19 protein-coding genes are annotated in these 18,258 nt (G+C 49.9%); 4 read left to right on the top strand and 15 right to left on the bottom strand.

Annotation, left to right across the window (positions count from 1 at the left end; genetic code table 11):
* Window positions 1–20 precede the first annotated feature (20 nt).
* The 7 genes from FPE01S_RS13155 to FPE01S_RS13130 all read right to left on the bottom strand — a co-directional run bounded on the left by FPE01S_RS13155 (window position 21) and on the right by FPE01S_RS13130 (window position 6,948).
* Complete coding sequence (locus tag FPE01S_RS13155) at window positions 21–1,109, bottom strand: hypothetical protein (RefSeq protein ID WP_046369410.1); 1,089 nt, start codon at window positions 1,107–1,109, stop codon at window positions 21–23.
* A 21-nt stretch (window positions 1,110–1,130) separates the two neighbouring features.
* Complete coding sequence (locus tag FPE01S_RS13150) at window positions 1,131–2,657, bottom strand: hypothetical protein (protein ID WP_046369409.1); 1,527 nt, start codon at window positions 2,655–2,657, stop codon at window positions 1,131–1,133.
* Between the two features lie 2 nt (window positions 2,658–2,659).
* The gene (locus FPE01S_RS13145; protein WP_052955762.1) at window positions 2,660–4,099 is read right to left on the bottom strand and encodes a hypothetical protein; all 1,440 of its coding nucleotides are present in this window, start codon (window positions 4,097–4,099) and stop codon (window positions 2,660–2,662) included.
* 36 nt (window positions 4,100–4,135) lie between these two features.
* Entirely contained in the window at window positions 4,136–4,471 is a 336-nt protein-coding gene (locus tag FPE01S_RS13140; RefSeq protein ID WP_046369408.1) for a hypothetical protein, read from the bottom strand.
* Window positions 4,472–4,672: 201 nt separating this feature from the next.
* Window positions 4,673–4,939, bottom strand: a complete 267-nt coding sequence (locus FPE01S_RS26450; RefSeq protein WP_369403731.1) for a DUF3175 domain-containing protein — start codon at window positions 4,937–4,939, stop codon at window positions 4,673–4,675.
* Between the two features lie 35 nt (window positions 4,940–4,974).
* The gene (locus FPE01S_RS13135) at window positions 4,975–5,409 is read right to left on the bottom strand and encodes a PepSY-like domain-containing protein (RefSeq protein ID WP_046369407.1); all 435 of its coding nucleotides are present in this window, start codon (window positions 5,407–5,409) and stop codon (window positions 4,975–4,977) included.
* Window positions 5,410–5,958: 549 nt separating this feature from the next.
* Window positions 5,959–6,948 carry a helix-turn-helix domain-containing protein gene (locus FPE01S_RS13130; protein ID WP_046369406.1) on the bottom strand — a complete coding sequence of 330 codons (990 nt, stop codon included), beginning with the start codon at window positions 6,946–6,948 and terminating at the stop codon, window positions 5,959–5,961.
* A 252-nt stretch (window positions 6,949–7,200) separates the two neighbouring features.
* Between FPE01S_RS13130 and FPE01S_RS13125 the strand changes: the two genes are divergently transcribed.
* Genes FPE01S_RS13125 through FPE01S_RS13115 form a run of 3 tightly spaced genes read left to right on the top strand, consistent with a single transcriptional unit; the run spans window position 7,201 to window position 9,309 of the window.
* Window positions 7,201–8,049 carry a hypothetical protein gene (locus FPE01S_RS13125; protein ID WP_046369405.1) on the top strand — a complete coding sequence of 283 codons (849 nt, stop codon included), beginning with the start codon at window positions 7,201–7,203 and terminating at the stop codon, window positions 8,047–8,049.
* A gap of 53 nt (window positions 8,050–8,102) precedes the next feature.
* Window positions 8,103–8,870, top strand: a complete 768-nt coding sequence (locus FPE01S_RS13120) for a hypothetical protein (protein WP_052955761.1) — start codon at window positions 8,103–8,105, stop codon at window positions 8,868–8,870.
* A gap of 58 nt (window positions 8,871–8,928) precedes the next feature.
* Window positions 8,929–9,309: a ribosomal maturation YjgA family protein gene (locus FPE01S_RS13115; RefSeq protein WP_245623999.1), complete on the top strand. Its 381-nt coding sequence runs from the start codon at window positions 8,929–8,931 to the stop codon at window positions 9,307–9,309.
* Between the two features lie 3 nt (window positions 9,310–9,312).
* Here the strand turns inward: FPE01S_RS13115 and FPE01S_RS13110 are convergent, their stop codons facing one another.
* From FPE01S_RS13110 to FPE01S_RS13075, 8 genes are all read right to left on the bottom strand, one after another.
* Window positions 9,313–10,176, bottom strand: a complete 864-nt coding sequence (locus FPE01S_RS13110) for a leucine-rich repeat domain-containing protein (protein ID WP_046369403.1) — start codon at window positions 10,174–10,176, stop codon at window positions 9,313–9,315.
* An 81-nt stretch (window positions 10,177–10,257) separates the two neighbouring features.
* On the bottom strand, window positions 10,258–10,749 hold the full coding sequence (locus FPE01S_RS13105; protein ID WP_046369402.1) for a hypothetical protein: 492 nt from the start codon (window positions 10,747–10,749) through the stop codon (window positions 10,258–10,260).
* A 61-nt stretch (window positions 10,750–10,810) separates the two neighbouring features.
* Window positions 10,811–11,407 carry a hypothetical protein gene (locus FPE01S_RS13100; protein WP_046369401.1) on the bottom strand — a complete coding sequence of 199 codons (597 nt, stop codon included), beginning with the start codon at window positions 11,405–11,407 and terminating at the stop codon, window positions 10,811–10,813.
* Window positions 11,408–11,496: 89 nt separating this feature from the next.
* Window positions 11,497–11,985, bottom strand: coding sequence for an SRPBCC family protein (locus FPE01S_RS13095; RefSeq protein ID WP_046369400.1), 489 nt, complete (start codon window positions 11,983–11,985; stop codon window positions 11,497–11,499).
* 130 nt (window positions 11,986–12,115) lie between these two features.
* Window positions 12,116–12,484, bottom strand: coding sequence for a nuclear transport factor 2 family protein (locus FPE01S_RS13090; RefSeq protein WP_046369399.1), 369 nt, complete (start codon window positions 12,482–12,484; stop codon window positions 12,116–12,118).
* A gap of 42 nt (window positions 12,485–12,526) precedes the next feature.
* On the bottom strand, window positions 12,527–13,114 hold the full coding sequence (locus tag FPE01S_RS13085) for a dihydrofolate reductase family protein (RefSeq protein WP_052955760.1): 588 nt from the start codon (window positions 13,112–13,114) through the stop codon (window positions 12,527–12,529).
* 86 nt (window positions 13,115–13,200) lie between these two features.
* On the bottom strand, window positions 13,201–14,565 hold the full coding sequence (locus FPE01S_RS13080; RefSeq protein ID WP_046369398.1) for a DUF418 domain-containing protein: 1,365 nt from the start codon (window positions 14,563–14,565) through the stop codon (window positions 13,201–13,203).
* Window positions 14,562–15,950 (bottom strand): DUF418 domain-containing protein, encoded by a 1,389-nt coding sequence (locus FPE01S_RS13075; RefSeq protein ID WP_046369397.1) that lies wholly within the window; start codon window positions 15,948–15,950, stop codon window positions 14,562–14,564. Before FPE01S_RS13075 ends, FPE01S_RS13080 begins: the two co-directional genes overlap by 4 nt.
* 68 nt (window positions 15,951–16,018) lie before the next feature.
* Between FPE01S_RS13075 and FPE01S_RS13070 the strand changes: the two genes are divergently transcribed.
* Window positions 16,019–18,232, top strand: coding sequence for a penicillin acylase family protein (locus tag FPE01S_RS13070; protein ID WP_052955759.1), 2,214 nt, complete (start codon window positions 16,019–16,021; stop codon window positions 18,230–18,232).
* Window positions 18,233–18,258 lie beyond the last annotated feature (26 nt).

Below are 18,258 nucleotides of genomic sequence, written 5' to 3'. Positions count from 1 at the left end.
CCGGCAGCACAACACCAGTGTCAAAACTTCTCCTTAATATCCAGTCCGACGGGGTAATAAACGGTCCAGCTGCTGGAACTCTCAGTGCCCGTTGCGTCCGCCGTGCTTTCTCCCGTGGCCGTTTCGTCTGTGGTGGTCGTCTCCCGGGTGTGGGAAACAGTTCCACTCGCTTCGACAAAGAAAATGTCGCCTGAAATCTCTGTTCCGAATTCGTATCCCTTCGTGCCGGAACTGCCTTTCCGGTGTTCTGACATTACTGTCTTTATTGCCTCAGATCTGGTCGTGTTACTGAGCGTGGTGGAGTCATACAACACTTCAATATCAAAATGTAGCGAGTTTATTTCCTTTTTATAGGTGAAACTTTTCTTGCCGTAAATACTCGTGGTGCGGTCTATTACGGTACTCTCGCGCGGGTTAATGGTATAGGGCAGCACTGAAGGATGAAAGGCGACAAATATCGTCATCGTTACCTGGTCGCTGCCATTCACACCGAACTTGTCCTGCGCCTTGCCTTCCTCGGCCCGGAGATAGCCATTCTCATACAGGTTGGGTGCGAGGGAATCACCCGTGTCAGCATTGATTTTTGCCTCGAATTCACCTCTAACCGGTCCGCTCCTGCCATTGATCTCCAGCACGATGATCTTGTCAGTTGCCGTACTGAAGAGACTTACGCCATCGGAGTAAGGTTTCTTCTCCAGCACCCTTTTGCCATCGTACAATTTGCCTGCTGCATGCGCTACTCCGCCGCTGTCAACCGAATAGACATTGCCGGAATGCAAAAATCTGATCTTCATCTCCGGCTGAACAGCATCCACCACCCCAAGATAGGGATAACCATCTTCGAACGTCACCACCAGGTGGCTGCCATTATCCAGGTTACGTTGTTTGGGTTCATACAGAATCACGTCATTGGTGCGCGTGCCTGGCGGGAAATTTCCATTGGTTGCTTTGACTTCCAGCCAGCCGGAAAACTGCTGAAAGGTGTAGTGACTCCCGGTATGCACAAACCGGCAGTCAAACAGGCCGTCGTTCTTTACTTCAGTGACCGATGCGAAATATTGTTTACTGTCGTTTGGAAATCGTACAGCAATGAAATCATTTTGTTTCATGATGTTTACATTTTGATTGCTTCAGGTCCAGTCCAGCGCGGTATCCGGATCGGGACAAAGCGGCATTTTTTTACAGATAAAGGCAAGTAGTTCCATAGCCGGGTATTTTAACTCTGTATTCCCCGGAACAGGCGGCGGTGTGGGTGGTGGCGGCGGTTTAACTACCACATCCGTGAATTTGCGGAAACCGCCCGCCTTGAAAAGGCTGGCCGAAAACTTCCGCGCAACAGCAGGTTTGTCACCGGCGAGGTGCATGCTCAGTACACGTCCCGCGGAATCAGCCACCGGCATAACCGGTGCGGCGCTTTCTGCCGGTGCTGCAGCGCCGGCCCGCAGTGTTGCCATCTTCATCCTTCGACCGAGCAACTGATCAGATTTTGTTTTTGCCTGGAAGCTCACCTGCGGATTGAGCTTTACAAACAACTGTGCCGTGAGGTTGCCCGTTGCTGCAGATGGTTGAACCGGCTTTGCATACTGAATAGCAACATTGCGTACAAAGATCATTTTGTCGGGATATGCCGGCACCAGGCCATTTCCATTGCCGTCCGATATGACCGTTTCACCATCAGGAAGTTTCCAGAATCTTTGCTGAAAAAACTCCTTGAGCGGAAACCATTCCCTGACAATTGTTACGACCGCATATTCAAACCCGATATGTTGTATTTCCGGTTCGCCGTCACTCACCTGGAAAACCTCCTTCAGGTTGGCAGGCGCTTTTTCATACAAGGAGGCCACCTCCATTTTATCGAGTGTCAGCATCTGCCAGGGAACCTGGTCCTCGAAAAAATTTATGGGATTGAACAAAGTTGGCAGATAGGTGAATTCACCGGCCAGTTCGTCGGCGCCATGCATTTTTGCAAACAACTCATAGTCTGTTTTAAGATCATTCAAAGTAGTGACCGGCGCAGCTCCCGTAAGCTGGTTAAACAACCCCAGCCACTTTTCCACCGCGGCCTTATTCCCTTTGGATTCCCATGCCAGCATCGCTTTAGCGATCATACTTTTCAGGGCCGGTTCATCAGCCAGCCACTGGGTTTTGACCGGCTCCGCACCTACGCCCTCTGCAAGCGTCGCTTGCAATTGCCTGGTCTTATAGTCACTCACCGCAGCCTTGTACAATTGTTCATACTGTTCATAGCGGGCCAGCGGTGTGACCTGTATGCCATCTACGGCCTCTTCCTTGTTCAGGAATGCAAGCGCGTCCTGGTAACTGGCTTCCTCAGCTGCCGTCCGATGGCTGTTGGCGGGAATGGCCAGCTTAAGCACCCTGCTGTAAACGTCCTGCAGTAGATCCGGCTTTACCGTGATCAGGTCATTGGGTTCAGCAATGAAATTGAACATGGCAGCAAAAGCATGCTTCCTGACAGTCGCCTCTGTCGGATCGATGCCATATTTTTCGGGATCCACAAAATAAAACGCCTCTTTGGAGACCATGAACTGGCCATTCTGGAAAGACAAAAATTTCTGATCCTGCTTTACCCCGTCTGCATCTGTTTCAAAGATGAGCTTCAGCTTGGTCAGCAGGGCGATGGCAATGGCTGCGTTCATGGCTAATCGAATTTAGCGTTAGGATCTGTATCCGGGCAAACACCGACAAGGCGGTTGATGAAACACAACAACTGCATCCCGTTACAACTGATTCCTTCGCCGGTGTCCTTGGAATGAAAATCACTTGTTTCTTTGCCCTTGGAATAACCACCCTTCACCCGGAATGGCCCCCATCCTACATTAGCCGATGCATCAAATTTGCTCTTAAAAGTGCTGGACTGCCAGGCGGATTTATCAAATTTCAGGTTAAGGTTACGGGCAAAAACAGCATGCGTGGAATATGCGATAAAACTTCCTTTGGGTGGGTTACCGCCATCTGACAAAACAGGATTACCGAAAGTCCATGTACCCGGATCCAGCTTCCAACCACGGCAGGAAAATAGTTCCGTTCCAAACCAGGGCCGCATGATCTTGACCTGTGTCAGTTCAAAATTCATTTCGAACGCATTGGTCTCCATGGTATCATTGGTACGTTCCGTGGACCCGCTGGCGTCAGCGCCTGCGGACCACAGACCGAAATTGACGCCGCCCCCGGCATTCCAGGCTGTGGTGGATTTTGATGAATGCGTGGTCACCTCCTTGTCACTGAAACTGTATTTCATCCATTCCTGTTTGTGGAAATTGGCGGGGAAAAGTCTTACAGGATAAAAGTCGAAATCGATCATCGACTCTGTGAACCTTGCCCTGTCATAGGCATCACGAAGTTCTGAAAACCAGGAGGCCATGCTGCGGCCTGTCACCTGCGCAATATAGGCATGCATAGCCTCCACTTCATTCTTGTAACCTGCACCGGTCCACGCGTTCATGGCACTCTTGACCTTATTCCTGTAGACAGGCTGGTTAACACTGAAATCAAGCACTGCTTCCTTGTTGTCACCCGCCGCAGCGCTGATGCGTTTGTTGTTATACAGCAACACTGCATCGGAATAGGCCTGCTCTTTTTCAGCATAGGCGAGTGAGATCGGGCTGTCGGTCGTCCTCTCCGTTTCTTCGTCGGTCACCAGATTCTTTTCTTTCTTAACCGTATACAGCAGACTTTTGAATTTGTCGAGCTTCTTCTTTTCCTCCTCGGAAGGATCTAGATTGGTCACCTTGGCAAACTTCAGGATGTTGCCATAGATCTTGCTCAGGCGCTCCTGGCTGTTGCGGTCAATTGTTTGCGACTGGTCCGCCTGGTATACGGCCGATGGATCAGGAACAAGATCAGCAAACATGGAAAAGTCTGCTGCCTGCATGATGAGCTTGCGCAATTCAGTTGCATCAGCCGCGTTGAATCCTTTCTCCAGGTAATCAAAATCGCCGTTGCCAAACGGAATGCCGGGTGTGATCCAGGATACAAAATTGTTTTTGCTGGCGGGTGCATATTCATCACCGCCTGTAAGAATCTCATTCAGCTTGGCAAGCGTCGCCTGCATCAGCTGTTCACTTTTAAAAACTGACATAGAGAGGTAGGTTTTATGGTAAAAAAGTCGCTTGTACTAGTGTGATTCGTCAACCACGGTGAACCAGATTTTGTAATTGGCAGATCCATTGTCCACCACGCCCTGTTGTTCAACATTGTGGGTAAAGTTATCCAGGTCGACCGTACCGATCAGGTCGTTTGAGGTAAGAGCATCCCTTTCCCACACTTCAATAGTATGAGGTCCTTCTTCCGAAAGTGCGACCTGGGCAGAAAGCTGTTTGGTATTATTTACACTGATCGCGCCCACAGTAATGGTGTGCGGAGCGCCATTTTTGACAACCAGGTAAACGTCATCGTCACCGGTATAATCGTCCTGCCTGAGGCAGGTGACTGCATCAATTAAAAGAAACATAGAATAAGATTTAAGTTGAACCAAAAGTAATTTGTGGAGAATTCCGTTACAACGGGAAAATTCCCGTACAGCTATCGGTATTACTACTGTACGGGCATGAAATTTTGCCTTCGGCTTACTCACTAAACAAGGATGAAATGCCAGCTGCCCGGCGTCAATATCAAACCACGATCGCGCTGGCGAGCTGTGTCTGGATATTCATCATTCTTCTTTGGCGGAACGCTGCAGCGATCGCGCAATGGCAACCGGATTTTCTTTCATAAACACACCTTTATCCAGGTCCAGCGCGTCGCTATGCAGCATTACTTCCCGCGACCATCGTTTGGGAGGATGGTCTTTTTTTGACTGTTTCTTATGTACACCTTTGCCGGCAGCACCGGATCTGCCCGAAGTTTTCTTCCTGGCAGACCCGGCAACTCCGGCATGGTGTGATCCGTGATGATCATGGGTACGCTTCGTTACTGGTATATGTATACGCGTCGCAATAGCGGGCCACCATTTTTCTATTCATTGATCAGTTTACCGTTGTTATCATACATGTAACGGCGGGTGGGCGTGCCACTCAGTGTAATGTAATATTGCGTCTGACCGTTACGGGATACCCTGTAAACATCACTGATGTCGTTGGTGGTATAGTTACCCTGTTTCATGGAACTGCTGAAAGAAGCGGGAATATCCGCATTAGTTACTTTTTCGCCTGTCCACAGCAACTCGCCGGTATCGGAATAAACGGCCATCTGTTTTTTGTTGTTCTGGGTAAAATTTGCGCTGTACTGGTTCCTGTTCATCCTCCAGCTGGTCAAGGTAGCGTCGCCATATTTAGTAGAAAATGAAGAAGATACTGCTGGTGGCAGATTTTTTGAATTGAGCGTGTCAGCCTGAGCCATGGCGAGACCTGTTACCAAACAGGCTAACGCCAACGTAATGAATTTTTTCATGTGCTATCATTTTCCAGATACCACGAAAAAATCAAACCAAGGCCGATTCTGGCAGTTTCCAGGAAAATAGTGACGGTAAATCGCCCCGCCTGTGGTCTTAACCCGACAGTTCCCGTATTCCCTCTATTGTTAACAGGTAGCAGGTAGCATTTTCGGCCTGGTGCTGATCAGTCAAGAGTTTGAACGACCAGTAAAAGTACTGCAAGACCTATCGACAATGCCCCGGGAACGCATTTTAAGGCCCTTTGCAGCCGCCCTTGCACCCGCTCCGAAACATCACACCAGCCAACCCATATGACCGAAATTTTGAGCAGATTTGACCCGTACGTTACTGCTTTAAATTTACCTTAAAGAAGTTTTAAGGTCGCTTAAACCTTGCTTTAACCTTGCTTCAGGAGCAAGGTTCTATAAGGGGTAAAGCTGTTTTAAAGCAAGGATTAGGCAACTTTAAAGCAATTTTCAAGCAACCGTAAGGCAGGGGGAAAATATTTTGGACTTTGTTAAAGTTAAGCTTGGAGTTTGATCAGCCCCTTTATCGTGAAAAACAGCTCAGCCCAGCGCGCGGATCTTTTCCCTGACGGAATTAAAATACCGGTTCCGATCCTTCTCCCCCGTCTTACTGATCAGCGTAGAACGGCTCAGCAACGTATTGAACGACTCCATCACCTTTTCGGAAAACCGCGGATCGCGGGTAAACAGGTAATGGAAAACAGAATAACTCACCATGGACAGCGATTGTCCGTTGAGGTTGATCACCATAGTATTGTTGCCAAGAATGAGTTCATTCACATAATACTGGATGGACGTCCTCGCGGCAGAGGGCCCGTCACCCGGAAGAAATTTGGCACCTGTTTCCGCTTGTAACTGCAGGTGATCCACCATCTGCAGGAAACTGTTCACCACTTTATTGAAATCTTCACGCGTTTTGAAATGGCCGGCGTCACGATAGTAGGCGATCTGGTTGATCGAGCTGTTCATGCTTTCAAAATTCCAGAGTTCAATGCAGGGAATCCTGTTGAAGGCGCGCAGCACTTCCTGTCCGAGGGCAAAACATTCACTATAGGGAAATGCTTCCAGCGAGAAAGACTTGCCGGCGAGTGATGGCTGGTTGTTGATCGTCTTGTTCCAGAAAAAAGTTTTGAAGGCGGCGATCTCGGGGAAAAGGTAAAAATTCCAGATCGTGGAGTCCTTGCAGAGGTAATAGATCTCCCGCTCATCAAACGTGTTGAAATAATGAAACTGTTGCAGGATCCCCTGCAGGTGGTGCAGGAAATCGCCATTGCTCGTCTTCATACCCGGGGCATCAAACAATACGGAATCAGTTTCCAGCTGCAACAGCTGATCAAGCGAGAGCCTGTATTTTTCGCAGATCAGTTTGAGTTCGTGCAGCGCGAGCGGCTTTTCACCCCGCACCCGGCGGTAGACACTATCATAACTCAATTGCAGCAATTCGGCAATTTCCTCGACCAGGGAGATGTGGCCGGGCAGGCTGTTGCGGATGTGATTGAACAGCTCCTTCTGGAAATGGGCATTGTCCATCTCCCTTAATTTACGGATTTCCCATAATCCTGTCAATCCCTTTACGGAAAATCCGTAAAGCGCCCCCTGGCTAGTCGCTTGCCACAATGCCTTTGCCGTAAAATGAAACTGCCCGTTCGCGTGTGGCAGGCCGTTATGGAAAATCGCCGGAAAGCAGCAGCAACCACGCGGGTATCGATTCGGAAGGGGCTTCACCGCCAGCTAGTTTCGTTGAGGAAACAACCATCAAAAACCTCCACCTAAACTGCAAGTATGAAACCCTTCAACCGCCTTGCTGCGCTGCTGTTCATCCAAATTGCATTGATCAGTAGTTATGGGCTTTCCCAGTCCCGCCCGAACATCTTTGTCGTTTCCCGCGAAAAGAAAAAGAAGCCGGATTTCACCGCCGACTATATCCTGGCGCGGGCCTATATCAATGCCCTGCATGCCCCTGGAAAATTCGTGGTGATCCGGGCAAGCTCCTCGGAAGCGGCCGCACGGAAAATTGAAAAAATCATGCGTCACAGAAAGACGAATATCGGCAGTCTCTGGTTCGATTCCCATGGACACTATGGTGATCGTTATGCGTCGTTCACCATCGGGCGCGACAAATTCTCCTGGCATAATATCGGCGACACAAACTGCACGCGGCACCTGAAGCGCATAGCCCGGTATTGCGATGAACGCACAAGGGTCGGCCTGGGCGCCTGTTATGCAGGGGCCGATTATACCTTTCCCGCCACCGATACTTCAGAGGCAGTCCCAATGCGGGGAGATTCGCTGCTGGCGGGACTTGGCAATGTGTTCAGCCAGACGCCGATATACGGGAGTAAAAGCTGGGTGATGGCCCGGCCCGGCATGTTTACCCGCAAATATGGACTGGTCGGCAATATGCCGCAACGCCGATACAAAGACGTTGTTTTCACCCCCGTCTGGGAATCTATGGGCCAGTGGACGGTATATCATCCCAAAGCTGATACCTGCATCCCTGCAGCAACTGTGTCCATCACCCGCTGGGGCGACATCCGGGTACAGGAAGACTACAACAGCCATCCGCAGAACGCGAAAAAGATCAACCGAAAAAAAGCCAGCCTTCAACCGGGACTCGCCAGGTTCAAGTGATCCCTGTAACCATTCCCGCTACCCACCATTCTTCAACGCATTAAACCTAAGTCATGAAACAACTTCATTTTCCCCGCCGGCCGACCGGCCAGTGGATTGCCAGTATAATCCTCACTACATTTTTCCTGCTAACCGGTTTCTGTTGCAGTGCCCAATACCATTCCGTGAGTTACCTCGTACGAGATTCTTTTGAACGCCGGCTGGATTACCTGCGTCGTGAATTCAGTATGAACAAAGTGATCCCGCCTGCAGTCGAACTGGAATGCCTTACCGCCCTCTCCTTCTACCCGGAACTGAAAACCACCCACATCATATTCAGGTTCGGCAAATCAAAAACCACCATGTCTTCCAAACCGACTGCTGAGTCATTGTTGCGGAAAAGGGACCACCGTACCTATATCATCACCATTAACGAGCAAGGAGCCGCCAAACTGGGCATGAGCTGGCAGGAACTGAATTTCAACGAAACGATTGGCTGGCTGGGGCACGAGCTGGGGCATGTGCTGCATTATACGCAGACCTCCAATGGCGGCATCGCGTGGATCGGGTACCGGTATTGTTTTGCCCGTTACAAACGCAAGATGGAAAGATTTACCGACCAGATCGCCATCGATCACCATCTTGGTTTCCCTTTATATGACGGCACAGAATTCACATTGAACTGTTCCAATGCGAACCGGCAATACAAGAACCGTAACCGCCGTTTCTATCTCAAACCCGACGAGATCTTACACAAGACCTATACACGTCACCAGTATCAGGCAGATTTTGACAAAACGAAGTTTACTTTGAAGCAGGGAGGGCTAGCGAGTATGAAATAAAATTGCCGTTGATTTTTGATTTTAAATAACTTTCCTCCTGAACAACCAAATGAACGCAGTGTTCAAATTCAACCGATCCTATTTTCTCCTGGCCACCATCTTGTTTAGCATTGAAGTGCTTATCGCGGTTTATGTACACGACAAGTTTATCCGGCCTTATTTAGGCGATTTCCTGGTTGTTCCGCTGATGTATTGTTTTACAAAATCCTTCCTGAATTATCCGCCGGCAAAAACAGCTGTTGCTGTTTTGGCATTTGCATTTTTGATTGAATGCCTGCAGTATTTTAACTGGGCCGACAAACTCGGATTAGGGCAATCGGTAGTAGCCCGCACGATACTAGGAAGTTCATTTGAATGGTTAGATTTACTGGCATACACATCGGGATTTATCGGAATTCTGCTCGCAGAACGATTTACCCAGGCGAAACTATTTGTCTAATTGTTATTCACCCTTGCTGAAAACATCAACCAACCTATTAATTACACTATCCTTTCTGAAGTAGCGGTATGTAATATCGGATAGCGCCGAAGTAACTGCCTTTTCCTCCTCGCTTTTTTGGCCTTTCTTAATTACAAGCACTCCTTTCATGGAAGGCATATGCAGTAATAACCCAAGTGATGAAACCTCCGGACAATTTTCCAGCACCAGCCACTTAAGGTTAGAGAGTCGCTGCAACGGGGATATATCGACCTTCAGTTTGAGTCCCATCAAAAAAAGGTACTCTGCCGAAGGGAGTGCTGTAAGTTCAGTGAGCTGTTCAAGGCGCCGAAGGTTCATCAGTAACAATCCCTTTAAAGCTTTCAATGACTCAAGCCCATTAAGGCTGGTGATAGTCCCTCCAAGTATTTCTACCTTTTCCAGTTTCGCGTTCATTTGTAAAAACCGCAGGTCGAATGAGCCCACCTTTCTGATTACCAATTCCCTGAGATTTGCACAACCGGAAAAATCAACATTGTTGCTCCAGTTAAGATCAATTTCCTCGAGATCTGCAAATCTGCCCAGATCGAAGGGTGATTTAATTTTGCAGTCCACCAGGTTTAGCCGCTTCAAACCAGTGAGGCACATCATTTGTTGTATGGCATATTCGTCGAGTACGATATCAAACATCGTGAGGACCTGCAACCGCGTCAACAGAGCGATCAGGTCATAATTAAAACTCTCCTTGATGGAGACGGCGACGATAGCATCAACGGGTACATTTTTGAGATCGTCCGGATTGTTGAGATTTGAAAAAACAAAGGCCTCGAAGCCATCTTTCCTTTTGAGCTTTCGTACACGCTCATTATAGTGGAATTCCTCGTGCATTTGCTATAATTTTTCTATTCCTGTCCTTTGTCAGCGTGCTGATATCAATGCACATAATCATTGCCAGCAAAAAGTTAACAATTACCAGGCGACACCGCTCCGGATTTCTACCGGTTGCAGGAAAAAAGCATCCATTGCTACTGCGACCTGCGATGCTGCTTCCCGACCAACTCCTTCAGCTAAGAGGTAATCGTCCCGGTCGATCTGAAAATAAAGAATCCCCCGTGATCCGGTCGGTACATCACCGGAATATTCCATAAAATCCAGTGCAATCACAGCACCTGATACAGGATATTGCTTTCCGTCGATCAGGTAGCATTCATTTTTTCTTGTAATGGACAATACGGTCTTACGCAGGCTTCTGGCCTTCCAAACACCGAAAATGACAAATATTACTGCATTGAACAGAACCAATTTTATCACGGACAGTGTTTGCTTAATGGTAAAATAAAGAACAGAGAAAAACAGGAAAATTAAAAGTGTGCTGACCACCACATTGATCCGCTCCCTGTTCATCAATCCCTTTGCTTTGACAAGGCGAAATTCCGCACCATCAGAGAATATCTCAAACATGTTTTAAACAGTCATTTCAGAAAGATAGCTATTCTGAAATACGAAGGCAAGTTTTCATAAACTATAACCCCGCCATCACGGCCACGTCCGGCACTTTGCTTACTGCAGCCCGGTGGAGAATGATCTTTTCTTCAGCGCCGGGCAGGCTCAGCTCTACCCAGCCGTGATATTTTTTGCCCTGGAGGTCGATCTGGATGGGGAGGTAACGGTGACCGGCATCTTTCCAGTTGCCCTGCCAGAAGGTATTGGTATAGGTGACGATCTTCTCGGCAAGTACGATGGATGAAAGGTCCCACCACAGGTAGCCGGGATGCGCTGCGGTGATGCCGTCCCGCTGGTGCAATGCCGGGGTCTGGTCTGTGGCATCGTTCAGGAGATTCCGCTTCTGCGCAGATACGACAGTGTACTGCCGGCGATCTCTTTTAAGGATTGGATCTCCCACCAGGACCGTACCGAAGATCAAATCAGGTTGGCCGTCTGCCGTCAGGTCAACTCCCTTCGCCTGTCCGAAGCCAACAGTCACATTGCCGAGGTCGATATAAGTCATCTCCGGCTGCGTCTTGGGAGGTTCAGGTGAGGGCTGCCGGGGATTTTCAACGCTCCGCTCGCAGGAAGAAACGGCGAACGCCAGCGCCATGAGAAATACCATCTGCTTCATAGATAATGTTTGCATCCTGACCATACAAACACCGGGCGCCGATGCACCGGCGCCCGTACAAAATTTGTTAAAGTGTGGAATTGCAGCTTTTAACCATCCACCCGCTCTTCGATCACCTCCTGGAAAGCATTCCCTGTCTTCCGGATCGGATCACCCTCGCCCGTTTCAATCAGGGTCTTTAAACTTTCCGTGATATAGTTCGTCCAGGCATCCCTGCAGATCTCATAACATTCAATGCCCGGCACCAGTCCTACATGGGTGAACTGCAACCGCGTCTGTCCACCCACGTCAGTGATCTCAAAGACGATGGGATTGCCAATCCATTCGGTCTTGCTTTGCGTAAACTTAAATTGGTTGTCCAGCACCTTCCAGGCCACAATACTGCCCGGTACTAGTTCGGTGACTTTTATGCGACAGGTATGGAGATCCTTGTAATGATAATCGAATACGCCGTTCTTCCTGTCCGTATCACCGGTGATCTCTTCTGACCACCAGCCGCGTACATTGTTAATCGCATGATAAACTGCCTCAGGATCCTGGTCCACGATGATTGCGATGGTAAAATCTCTTGTTGCCATAAGAATAGATTTGCTTAAGAATAGATTTGCTGTTGATAATTGGTCCAACAAATCTATTGCCCATAAGTCACGAAGCCGGGGGGCAAGCCGGACTTCATCAAGGGGCGGGCCGGACAAATTACCATTGCCTTTATGCCGGAACTGATTGGTCTTTCGGTGGTTCAAACACCATATAACTTTTCACTTCTTTAATCCTGTCGCCTTCAAAAAAATAGATATCGCAGAAGAAACAGTTTTTGATATTGCCATCTTTGAATTTGGAAGTGACCGTTCCGGTGGCCGCGATCCTATCGCCATCTTCGATCAGCTCTCCCACCCCGAAACTCAGCGTTTCGGGCATGTCAGTCATAAATTCGCGGACTGCAGATTTTCCCGGTGCCAGGTCAAAATAACCCGGCCATCCCATTTTCACATCTTCCGTCATGTAAGACAATGCCGCTTCAATATCCGAAGCAACAAATCCGTCAATTGCTTTTCTGACAATTTCTTTCCTGTTCATGATTGATGTATTAATTAGTACAAAAAATGAAATTCAAAAGCGTTAATCCGGTTCATCATGATCGACTACTTTAAAATACCGCAAGTGCACTACCTCCGATGCAAATGCCTTTTCTACCAACCGGAACCCGAACGCTGAAGGATCAATATGCTCAAGCAGCCGCCGGCCTTTACCCAGCAACACTGGAACCACATGCAGGTGCAGTTCATCCACCCAACCCGCTGCTATGAATTGTTGAATCACATTCGCACCGCCCATGATCCAGACATCCTTGTCACCGGCAATGTCCACTGCCCTTTCCAGTGCAGCTTTTATGCCACCGGTCTCGTATAAAAAACCACTGACGGTAAATGCAGGCTGCTGGTGGCACAACACTATACAGGGAACTTTAAAAGGAGATTGCTTATTCCAGGCCACGGGTATCGCCGGGGCATAGGTGCCGTTGCCAGCTATTACTGCGCCGGTGCGGTTCACTACATACTCCTGCATCCTGATGGCCTCCGGTGTCTTCCCGGAAAAGAACCACTCATGCAGCAATTCCCCCCGGTAACCCAGTGGCTGCTCCACATTGATGACATCACCGGCAGTAAAACCATCGAGTGACAGCGAGATATCCACAAAACATTTCATTCCCAAATTTCCCTGGCTTTAGCGAAGAAAGCGGGTGGTAAATGAGACAAAATCAGGGCAGGCTGCGAAACCGAGGGCAATGCAGATCAGGACGCCAGTTGCGGCGCTTCATATGGTGGCGCCTGTACTTTCGGTGCCAGTCGCATCGGTTGCAGTTTCCAGTAGGTCAGGCTGCGCCATAACCATTCAAAAGGCCCGAAACGGAAATAATGCAGCCAGATGGGCGAAACGATCAGCTGGAACAACCAGACGCTGCCCACTACATAATACAGCTGGTAGAACCGCAGGCGGTGGTACTGATCCAATCCAAACCCGTCAAAGAAAGTAGAACAGATGATGCTTTGCATCAGGTAATTCGTAAACGCCATTTGTCCCACGCAGCCCAGTGCATGCATCAGCCACGGTACCAGCCTGCTGCGGAAAACCAGGATCACCAGGGCAGCATGCCCGGTACTGATGAACATGCGCTTCAGGTCATACAGCAACTGGTGCGTAACGCGGTAGCGATCCACATAAGCCCCCAGGTTCAGGCCATCCTGGTACAGTCCCTTAAAATGCGTCCAGCTGACCAGGAACCCGAATCCGTAGCCGATCAGCACGCCCAGCGCATAGGTGCCCGAGCTGCATTTGTCGGAGAAATACCCCCAGCCGAACAGGGCCATGCCGAGGAACATCATGGTCAGGATATCCCAGGAACCGTGATACGTGAGAAAAGTTTCAATATTGGCATTCTGCGGAATCAGGAAACGATAGACACTACCATAGGAACCATGCATTTTGGCGATGTCTTTTTTTGCCTGCGCAGAATCGAAGGTGAAATAATTTTTTTCGATGCCCTGCCAGGCGCTGATCGCTTCTTTCTGATCAGCCGTGAGCGTACGATGTGCTTTCTCTGCTTTTTTAGCTTCCAGAAAAGCGACCCTTTTATCTTGCAGGTCATTGTGGCTGGCCTGTTGTTTCAGCATGCCCACTCCCAGGCACACCAACACTACAACCACCAGTTTCGCCGGCGCAAGGTTGCGGAAAGGAAACAGCAGCATGCCACAGAGCCCGTAGAAGAAAAGGATATCACCGTTCCACAGGAAGATGAAGGCATTGATCAGTCCGAAACCCACCAGCCAGAGCAACCGCCGGAAATAATATTCCGATACGGTGGCACCGCCGGGCGCATCTTCCTTGTTGCGCATAAACAGGATCATTCCCGCGCCAAACAACATGCTGAACAAGCCGCGCATGGTGCCTTCAAAAAACGTAATGACAACCAGGAATGTCTGATAGTCGGCATTAATTCTTGAGCCTTTCAGTATCGTGATAAAATTCGACCAATGCATGCCAAAGCCTGGGATGTTCATCAGTAAAATACCCAGCAGCGCAACGCCGCGGATCATATCGATAGTACGGATGCGTTCCGCCTTGGCAACAGGTTGTGGCAGGTGGTTAGGCGTGGTCATACCAGGTCAGTTTGGGTTTGAAAAGATTGTGTTTCGCGGATCGCCGGTGGCCGTTCGCCGGTGATGGCATAATCAAGCAGCCACTCTGCCGGGCCCCGCCGGAATACCTTGCTCCAAAGGATACAGGCGCCCAATACCAGGATGCCCATTTCAGCAGCAAAGAAGTAAAGTTGCGGTTGCGAAAGCCGGCCATAGTAACCCATACCGCTGCCATTGAAGAAGAACGCTGTAGCACCGCATTGCAGCAGGTAGACAGTCAGGGGCATTTGTCCCGGTAAGGCAAGCAAAGCCACGAGTTTTCGCCACCAGGTTCCCGTAAACACCCACATCAGTTTGCAGGCATACCCGGTAACCATCAGCAACTGTTCAAGGGGTTGAAAGAAATGGAAAGGAAGGGCATGTTTCCCGATATAATTGCCGTAATCTTTCATGGCTACCTGTTGCTGGTGCAATCGCCACCAGGCGAGCAAAACACCCGCAGTAAGCGTACCCACGGCGATCAACAATAATGTACTTCTCGAACGCTGCCAATGAAAAAATCCGCCGCCATACAGGGCCATGCCCAGCAGCAGGAACATGCCCGCCCCCCAGATGCCCTTCGAGTAAATAAAACTGCTTTGCCGTTGCTGGTTCGCCGGCATCAGGGTTTTGGAATTCTCTGCATAGGACACTTTCTGTACCCCTTTGGTTCTTTCCTTATCGGCATCCTTATTATATTTGACACCTTTCGCTATCCCTTCCCAGGCTTCCTTTTCACTTTTCTGATCGGCGGTCAGCGTATCGGATTTCGCCCGGGCCGTTGAATCCTTCGGCCATTTTTTCTCTACCGCGATAGCAGCGAGGTATTTGTTGTGCGCGTCCTTGTGATCGGCATAATCCCAGTAGTTTTTGCCCATCCAGGCAACACAACAGAAAATGGACAACAACAAAAGGTGTTTGGGTTGCAGCGCTGCGAAGGAAAAAAACAGTATCCCGGCTACTCCCAGCAGGAAAAGGATATCACCGCTGAACAGGAAAACAAAAGCATTGATCACCCCCAGCAGGATCAGCCAGATCTGCCGGCGGATCAGGAGGTCTATGTTCAGTTTGCCATCTTTCTTCCGCGCATCATGCAGGAACACATACAATCCCGCGCCTGCTACCAAAAACAAAAGGCCCTCCATCTTGTACCGGAGCAGGATCTCAGCAGCGCCATACGCGCGGTAACCCCATCCCTTTGAAGACTGCAGCAGCCATTTCTGAAGATTGCTGGTAAAGCCGCCGGTTTCCCAGGCTGCCGTGAACCATAAAAAAAGCAGGCTTACTCCAATGATAAAGGGGAATGGCGTTCGCTGCGGTCCGGGCGACAATCTTGTCTCCGGTCCTTCGGATAAGGGGAAAATCATGGCGGTAAGTTGGTGGGTGTGGTAGAAACTACGATTAAATCCCGATTCTTACAAGTATTTTTAATCATATGATACGCTGGACGGGCATTATACTGGTTTTCCTGGGTTGTTCAGGCGGCTCCGGCAACCACGGAACTGGTACTGGTTCCGGGGCTGGCGACAGCCTTGTAACCCGGGCAGATGGCGGACAGTCCCGCGCCGAAATCTACCGCGACAAGTGGGGCATTCAGCACGTGTACGGCGAAACTGATGCTGCTGCGGTGTATGGTCTGATCTGGTCGCAATGCCAGGATGATTTTGCTTCCCTGGAAGAACATTATATCGAAAGGCTCGGTCGTCAGAGTGAGGTGTATGGAAAGGAATGGCTGTATGCCGACCTGCTGATCCGCCTGCAATATGACAGCACTGATGCCCAGCGGGACTACCAGCAGGCGCCCCCGGAAATGAAGCAATTGCTCGATGCATTTGCAGCAGCCGTAAATGACTATCTCGGCAGCCAGGATACGGTGCAGGCGCAATTACTCAGCCATTTTGAACCCTGGTATCCGCTGCTCTTCCCGGATGGCAGTTATACCGGCGCCCCAAGCGGTGGACTAACGGTAAACGACATCCGTAGTTTGTACCCGCTGCCGGAAGTGGCCGGATCTGCACAGTTATCGCCGCTGCGCTGGACAGATAATATTCCAACGGGCTCCAATGGTTTCGCCGTAAATGGGAAAAAAACGATTGATGGTGCTGCCATGTTATTCATCAATCCCCATACTTCCTTTTACTACCGCACGGAAGCGCAGGTAGCCAGCGGTGAGGGACTGAATGCCTATGGCGCCGTTACCTGGGGGCAATTCTTTGTTTACCAGGGGTTCAACCGGCATTGCGGCTGGATGCATACCAGCTCACAGGCAGACGCGGCAGACCTCTACGCGGAGGCGGTTACCCCTTCAGGCAGTGAATTTGTTTACCGGTACGACAGGCAAACCCGGCCGGTTGCCGAAAAGAAAATTGTATTGCGCTACCGCGAAAAGAAAGACATCAAAGAGACTGTTGTACGCACCTTCCGCACCCACCACGGACCCGTAGTAGGCGCCCGGAATGGAAAATGGTTAAGTCTCCGGATGCCTGAACAGGGACTGAAAGCACTTGCCCAAAGCTGGTTGCGGATGAAGGCGGATGGACTTAAAAGCTTCACCACGGTATTGAACCTGCGCACCAACACCAGTACCAACACGGTCTATGCAGATGATAGCGGCAATATCGCGTACTGGCATGGCAACGGCATTGCACGGCGCGACCCGGAATTCGACTGGTCATCACCGATAGATGGCAGTATCGCAGCCACGGAATGGAAGGGACAGCATGAGCTCAACGAGCTCATCCATTTTCTCAATCCTCCGGGAGGCTGGCTGCAGAACTGTAATTCCAGTGGCTTTACGGCTGCGGGCAGGCCAGGGTTATCCTCCTCCGCATTTCCCGGTTATATGTCCACCGAGGGAGAAAACTTCCGGTCACTACACTTGCAGCAATTGCTCCAGGCAGTAACAACCGGCGGTCCGGAAACTTTTCAGCACATTGGATTTGACAGGAGGCTATCGGCATTCGACAGCCTGTTGCCACCGCTGTTTCAGGCCTGGGATGCCAGGAACAAAAGCGGCGCAGGAGGAAGGCAACCAGATTCATCCGCAGGCAACAAAACTTTTGATTTATCCGTTGCCGAAGCGATCGATAGCCTGCGCCGGTGGAACCGCGAAGCCGATACCAATTCTGTAGCCACCACCATCGCGATTGAATGGGCGGGCATACTTTTCAATTTATTGCCGCAACCGGCCAATGCTTTTTACGACCAGGAAGCCTTGTACCGCCTGCTGGAACAGACCATACCCCCTGAAACACAACTAAAGAAGCTGGAAGAAGTCATCAGTTTCCTGCAGCGGCATTTTGGCACCTGGAAAATTCAATGGGGAAGCATTAACCGTTTTCAACGGCAACCCCGCGGAGAGCCATTCCTGGATGATCAGCCGAGCGTGGCCGTTCCCTTTGCGCCAGGACTATTCGGTTGCCTGCCCGCCTTTGAAACCACCTGGCAGGGCACTAAAAAAGGTTACGGTATAGCGGGCAACAGCTTTGTAGCACTCGTACATTTTAGTAAGCCGCTTCGTGCCTGGTCATCCTTCACCGGCGGCCATGCGGAAGATCCGCGAAGCGCGCATTTCACCGACCAGGTGGAGCTATTACAAAAAGGAAAGTTGAAAGACGTGATCTTTTTGCCTGGGGGAAGAAAGGAGTGAAATCTGTTTCGCGGTTTGACGCTTGC

Source organism: Flavihumibacter petaseus NBRC 106054 (assembly GCF_000974785.1).
GTDB classification, from domain to species: domain Bacteria; phylum Bacteroidota; class Bacteroidia; order Chitinophagales; family Chitinophagaceae; genus Flavihumibacter; species Flavihumibacter petaseus.
Note: the sequence above shows the minus strand (reverse complement) of the source record. Positions and strands in the feature narration are given on the sequence as shown.

Coding starts and splice junctions, on each gene's coding strand:
- FPE01S_RS13155 (WP_046369410.1), bottom strand. CDS start 1,109: ATGAAACAAAATGATTTCATTGCTGTACGATTTCCAAACGACAGTAAA.
- FPE01S_RS13150 (WP_046369409.1), bottom strand. CDS start 2,657: ATGAACGCAGCCATTGCCATCGCCCTGCTGACCAAGCTGAAGCTCATC.
- FPE01S_RS13145 (WP_052955762.1), bottom strand. CDS start 4,099: ATGTCAGTTTTTAAAAGTGAACAGCTGATGCAGGCGACGCTTGCCAAG.
- FPE01S_RS13140 (WP_046369408.1), bottom strand. CDS start 4,471: ATGTTTCTTTTAATTGATGCAGTCACCTGCCTCAGGCAGGACGATTAT.
- FPE01S_RS13135 (WP_046369407.1), bottom strand. CDS start 5,409: ATGAAAAAATTCATTACGTTGGCGTTAGCCTGTTTGGTAACAGGTCTC.
- FPE01S_RS13130 (WP_046369406.1), bottom strand. CDS start 6,948: ATGGACAATGCCCATTTCCAGAAGGAGCTGTTCAATCACATCCGCAAC.
- FPE01S_RS13125 (WP_046369405.1), top strand. CDS start 7,201: ATGAAACCCTTCAACCGCCTTGCTGCGCTGCTGTTCATCCAAATTGCA.
- FPE01S_RS13120 (WP_052955761.1), top strand. CDS start 8,103: ATGAAACAACTTCATTTTCCCCGCCGGCCGACCGGCCAGTGGATTGCC.
- FPE01S_RS13110 (WP_046369403.1), bottom strand. CDS start 10,176: ATGCACGAGGAATTCCACTATAATGAGCGTGTACGAAAGCTCAAAAGG.
- FPE01S_RS13105 (WP_046369402.1), bottom strand. CDS start 10,749: ATGTTTGAGATATTCTCTGATGGTGCGGAATTTCGCCTTGTCAAAGCA.
- FPE01S_RS13100 (WP_046369401.1), bottom strand. CDS start 11,407: ATGAAGCAGATGGTATTTCTCATGGCGCTGGCGTTCGCCGTTTCTTCC.
- FPE01S_RS13095 (WP_046369400.1), bottom strand. CDS start 11,985: ATGGCAACAAGAGATTTTACCATCGCAATCATCGTGGACCAGGATCCT.
- FPE01S_RS13090 (WP_046369399.1), bottom strand. CDS start 12,484: ATGAACAGGAAAGAAATTGTCAGAAAAGCAATTGACGGATTTGTTGCT.
- FPE01S_RS13085 (WP_052955760.1), bottom strand. CDS start 13,114: ATGAAATGTTTTGTGGATATCTCGCTGTCACTCGATGGTTTTACTGCC.
- FPE01S_RS13080 (WP_046369398.1), bottom strand. CDS start 14,565: ATGACCACGCCTAACCACCTGCCACAACCTGTTGCCAAGGCGGAACGC.
- FPE01S_RS13075 (WP_046369397.1), bottom strand. CDS start 15,950: ATGATTTTCCCCTTATCCGAAGGACCGGAGACAAGATTGTCGCCCGGA.
- FPE01S_RS13070 (WP_052955759.1), top strand. CDS start 16,019: ATGATACGCTGGACGGGCATTATACTGGTTTTCCTGGGTTGTTCAGGC.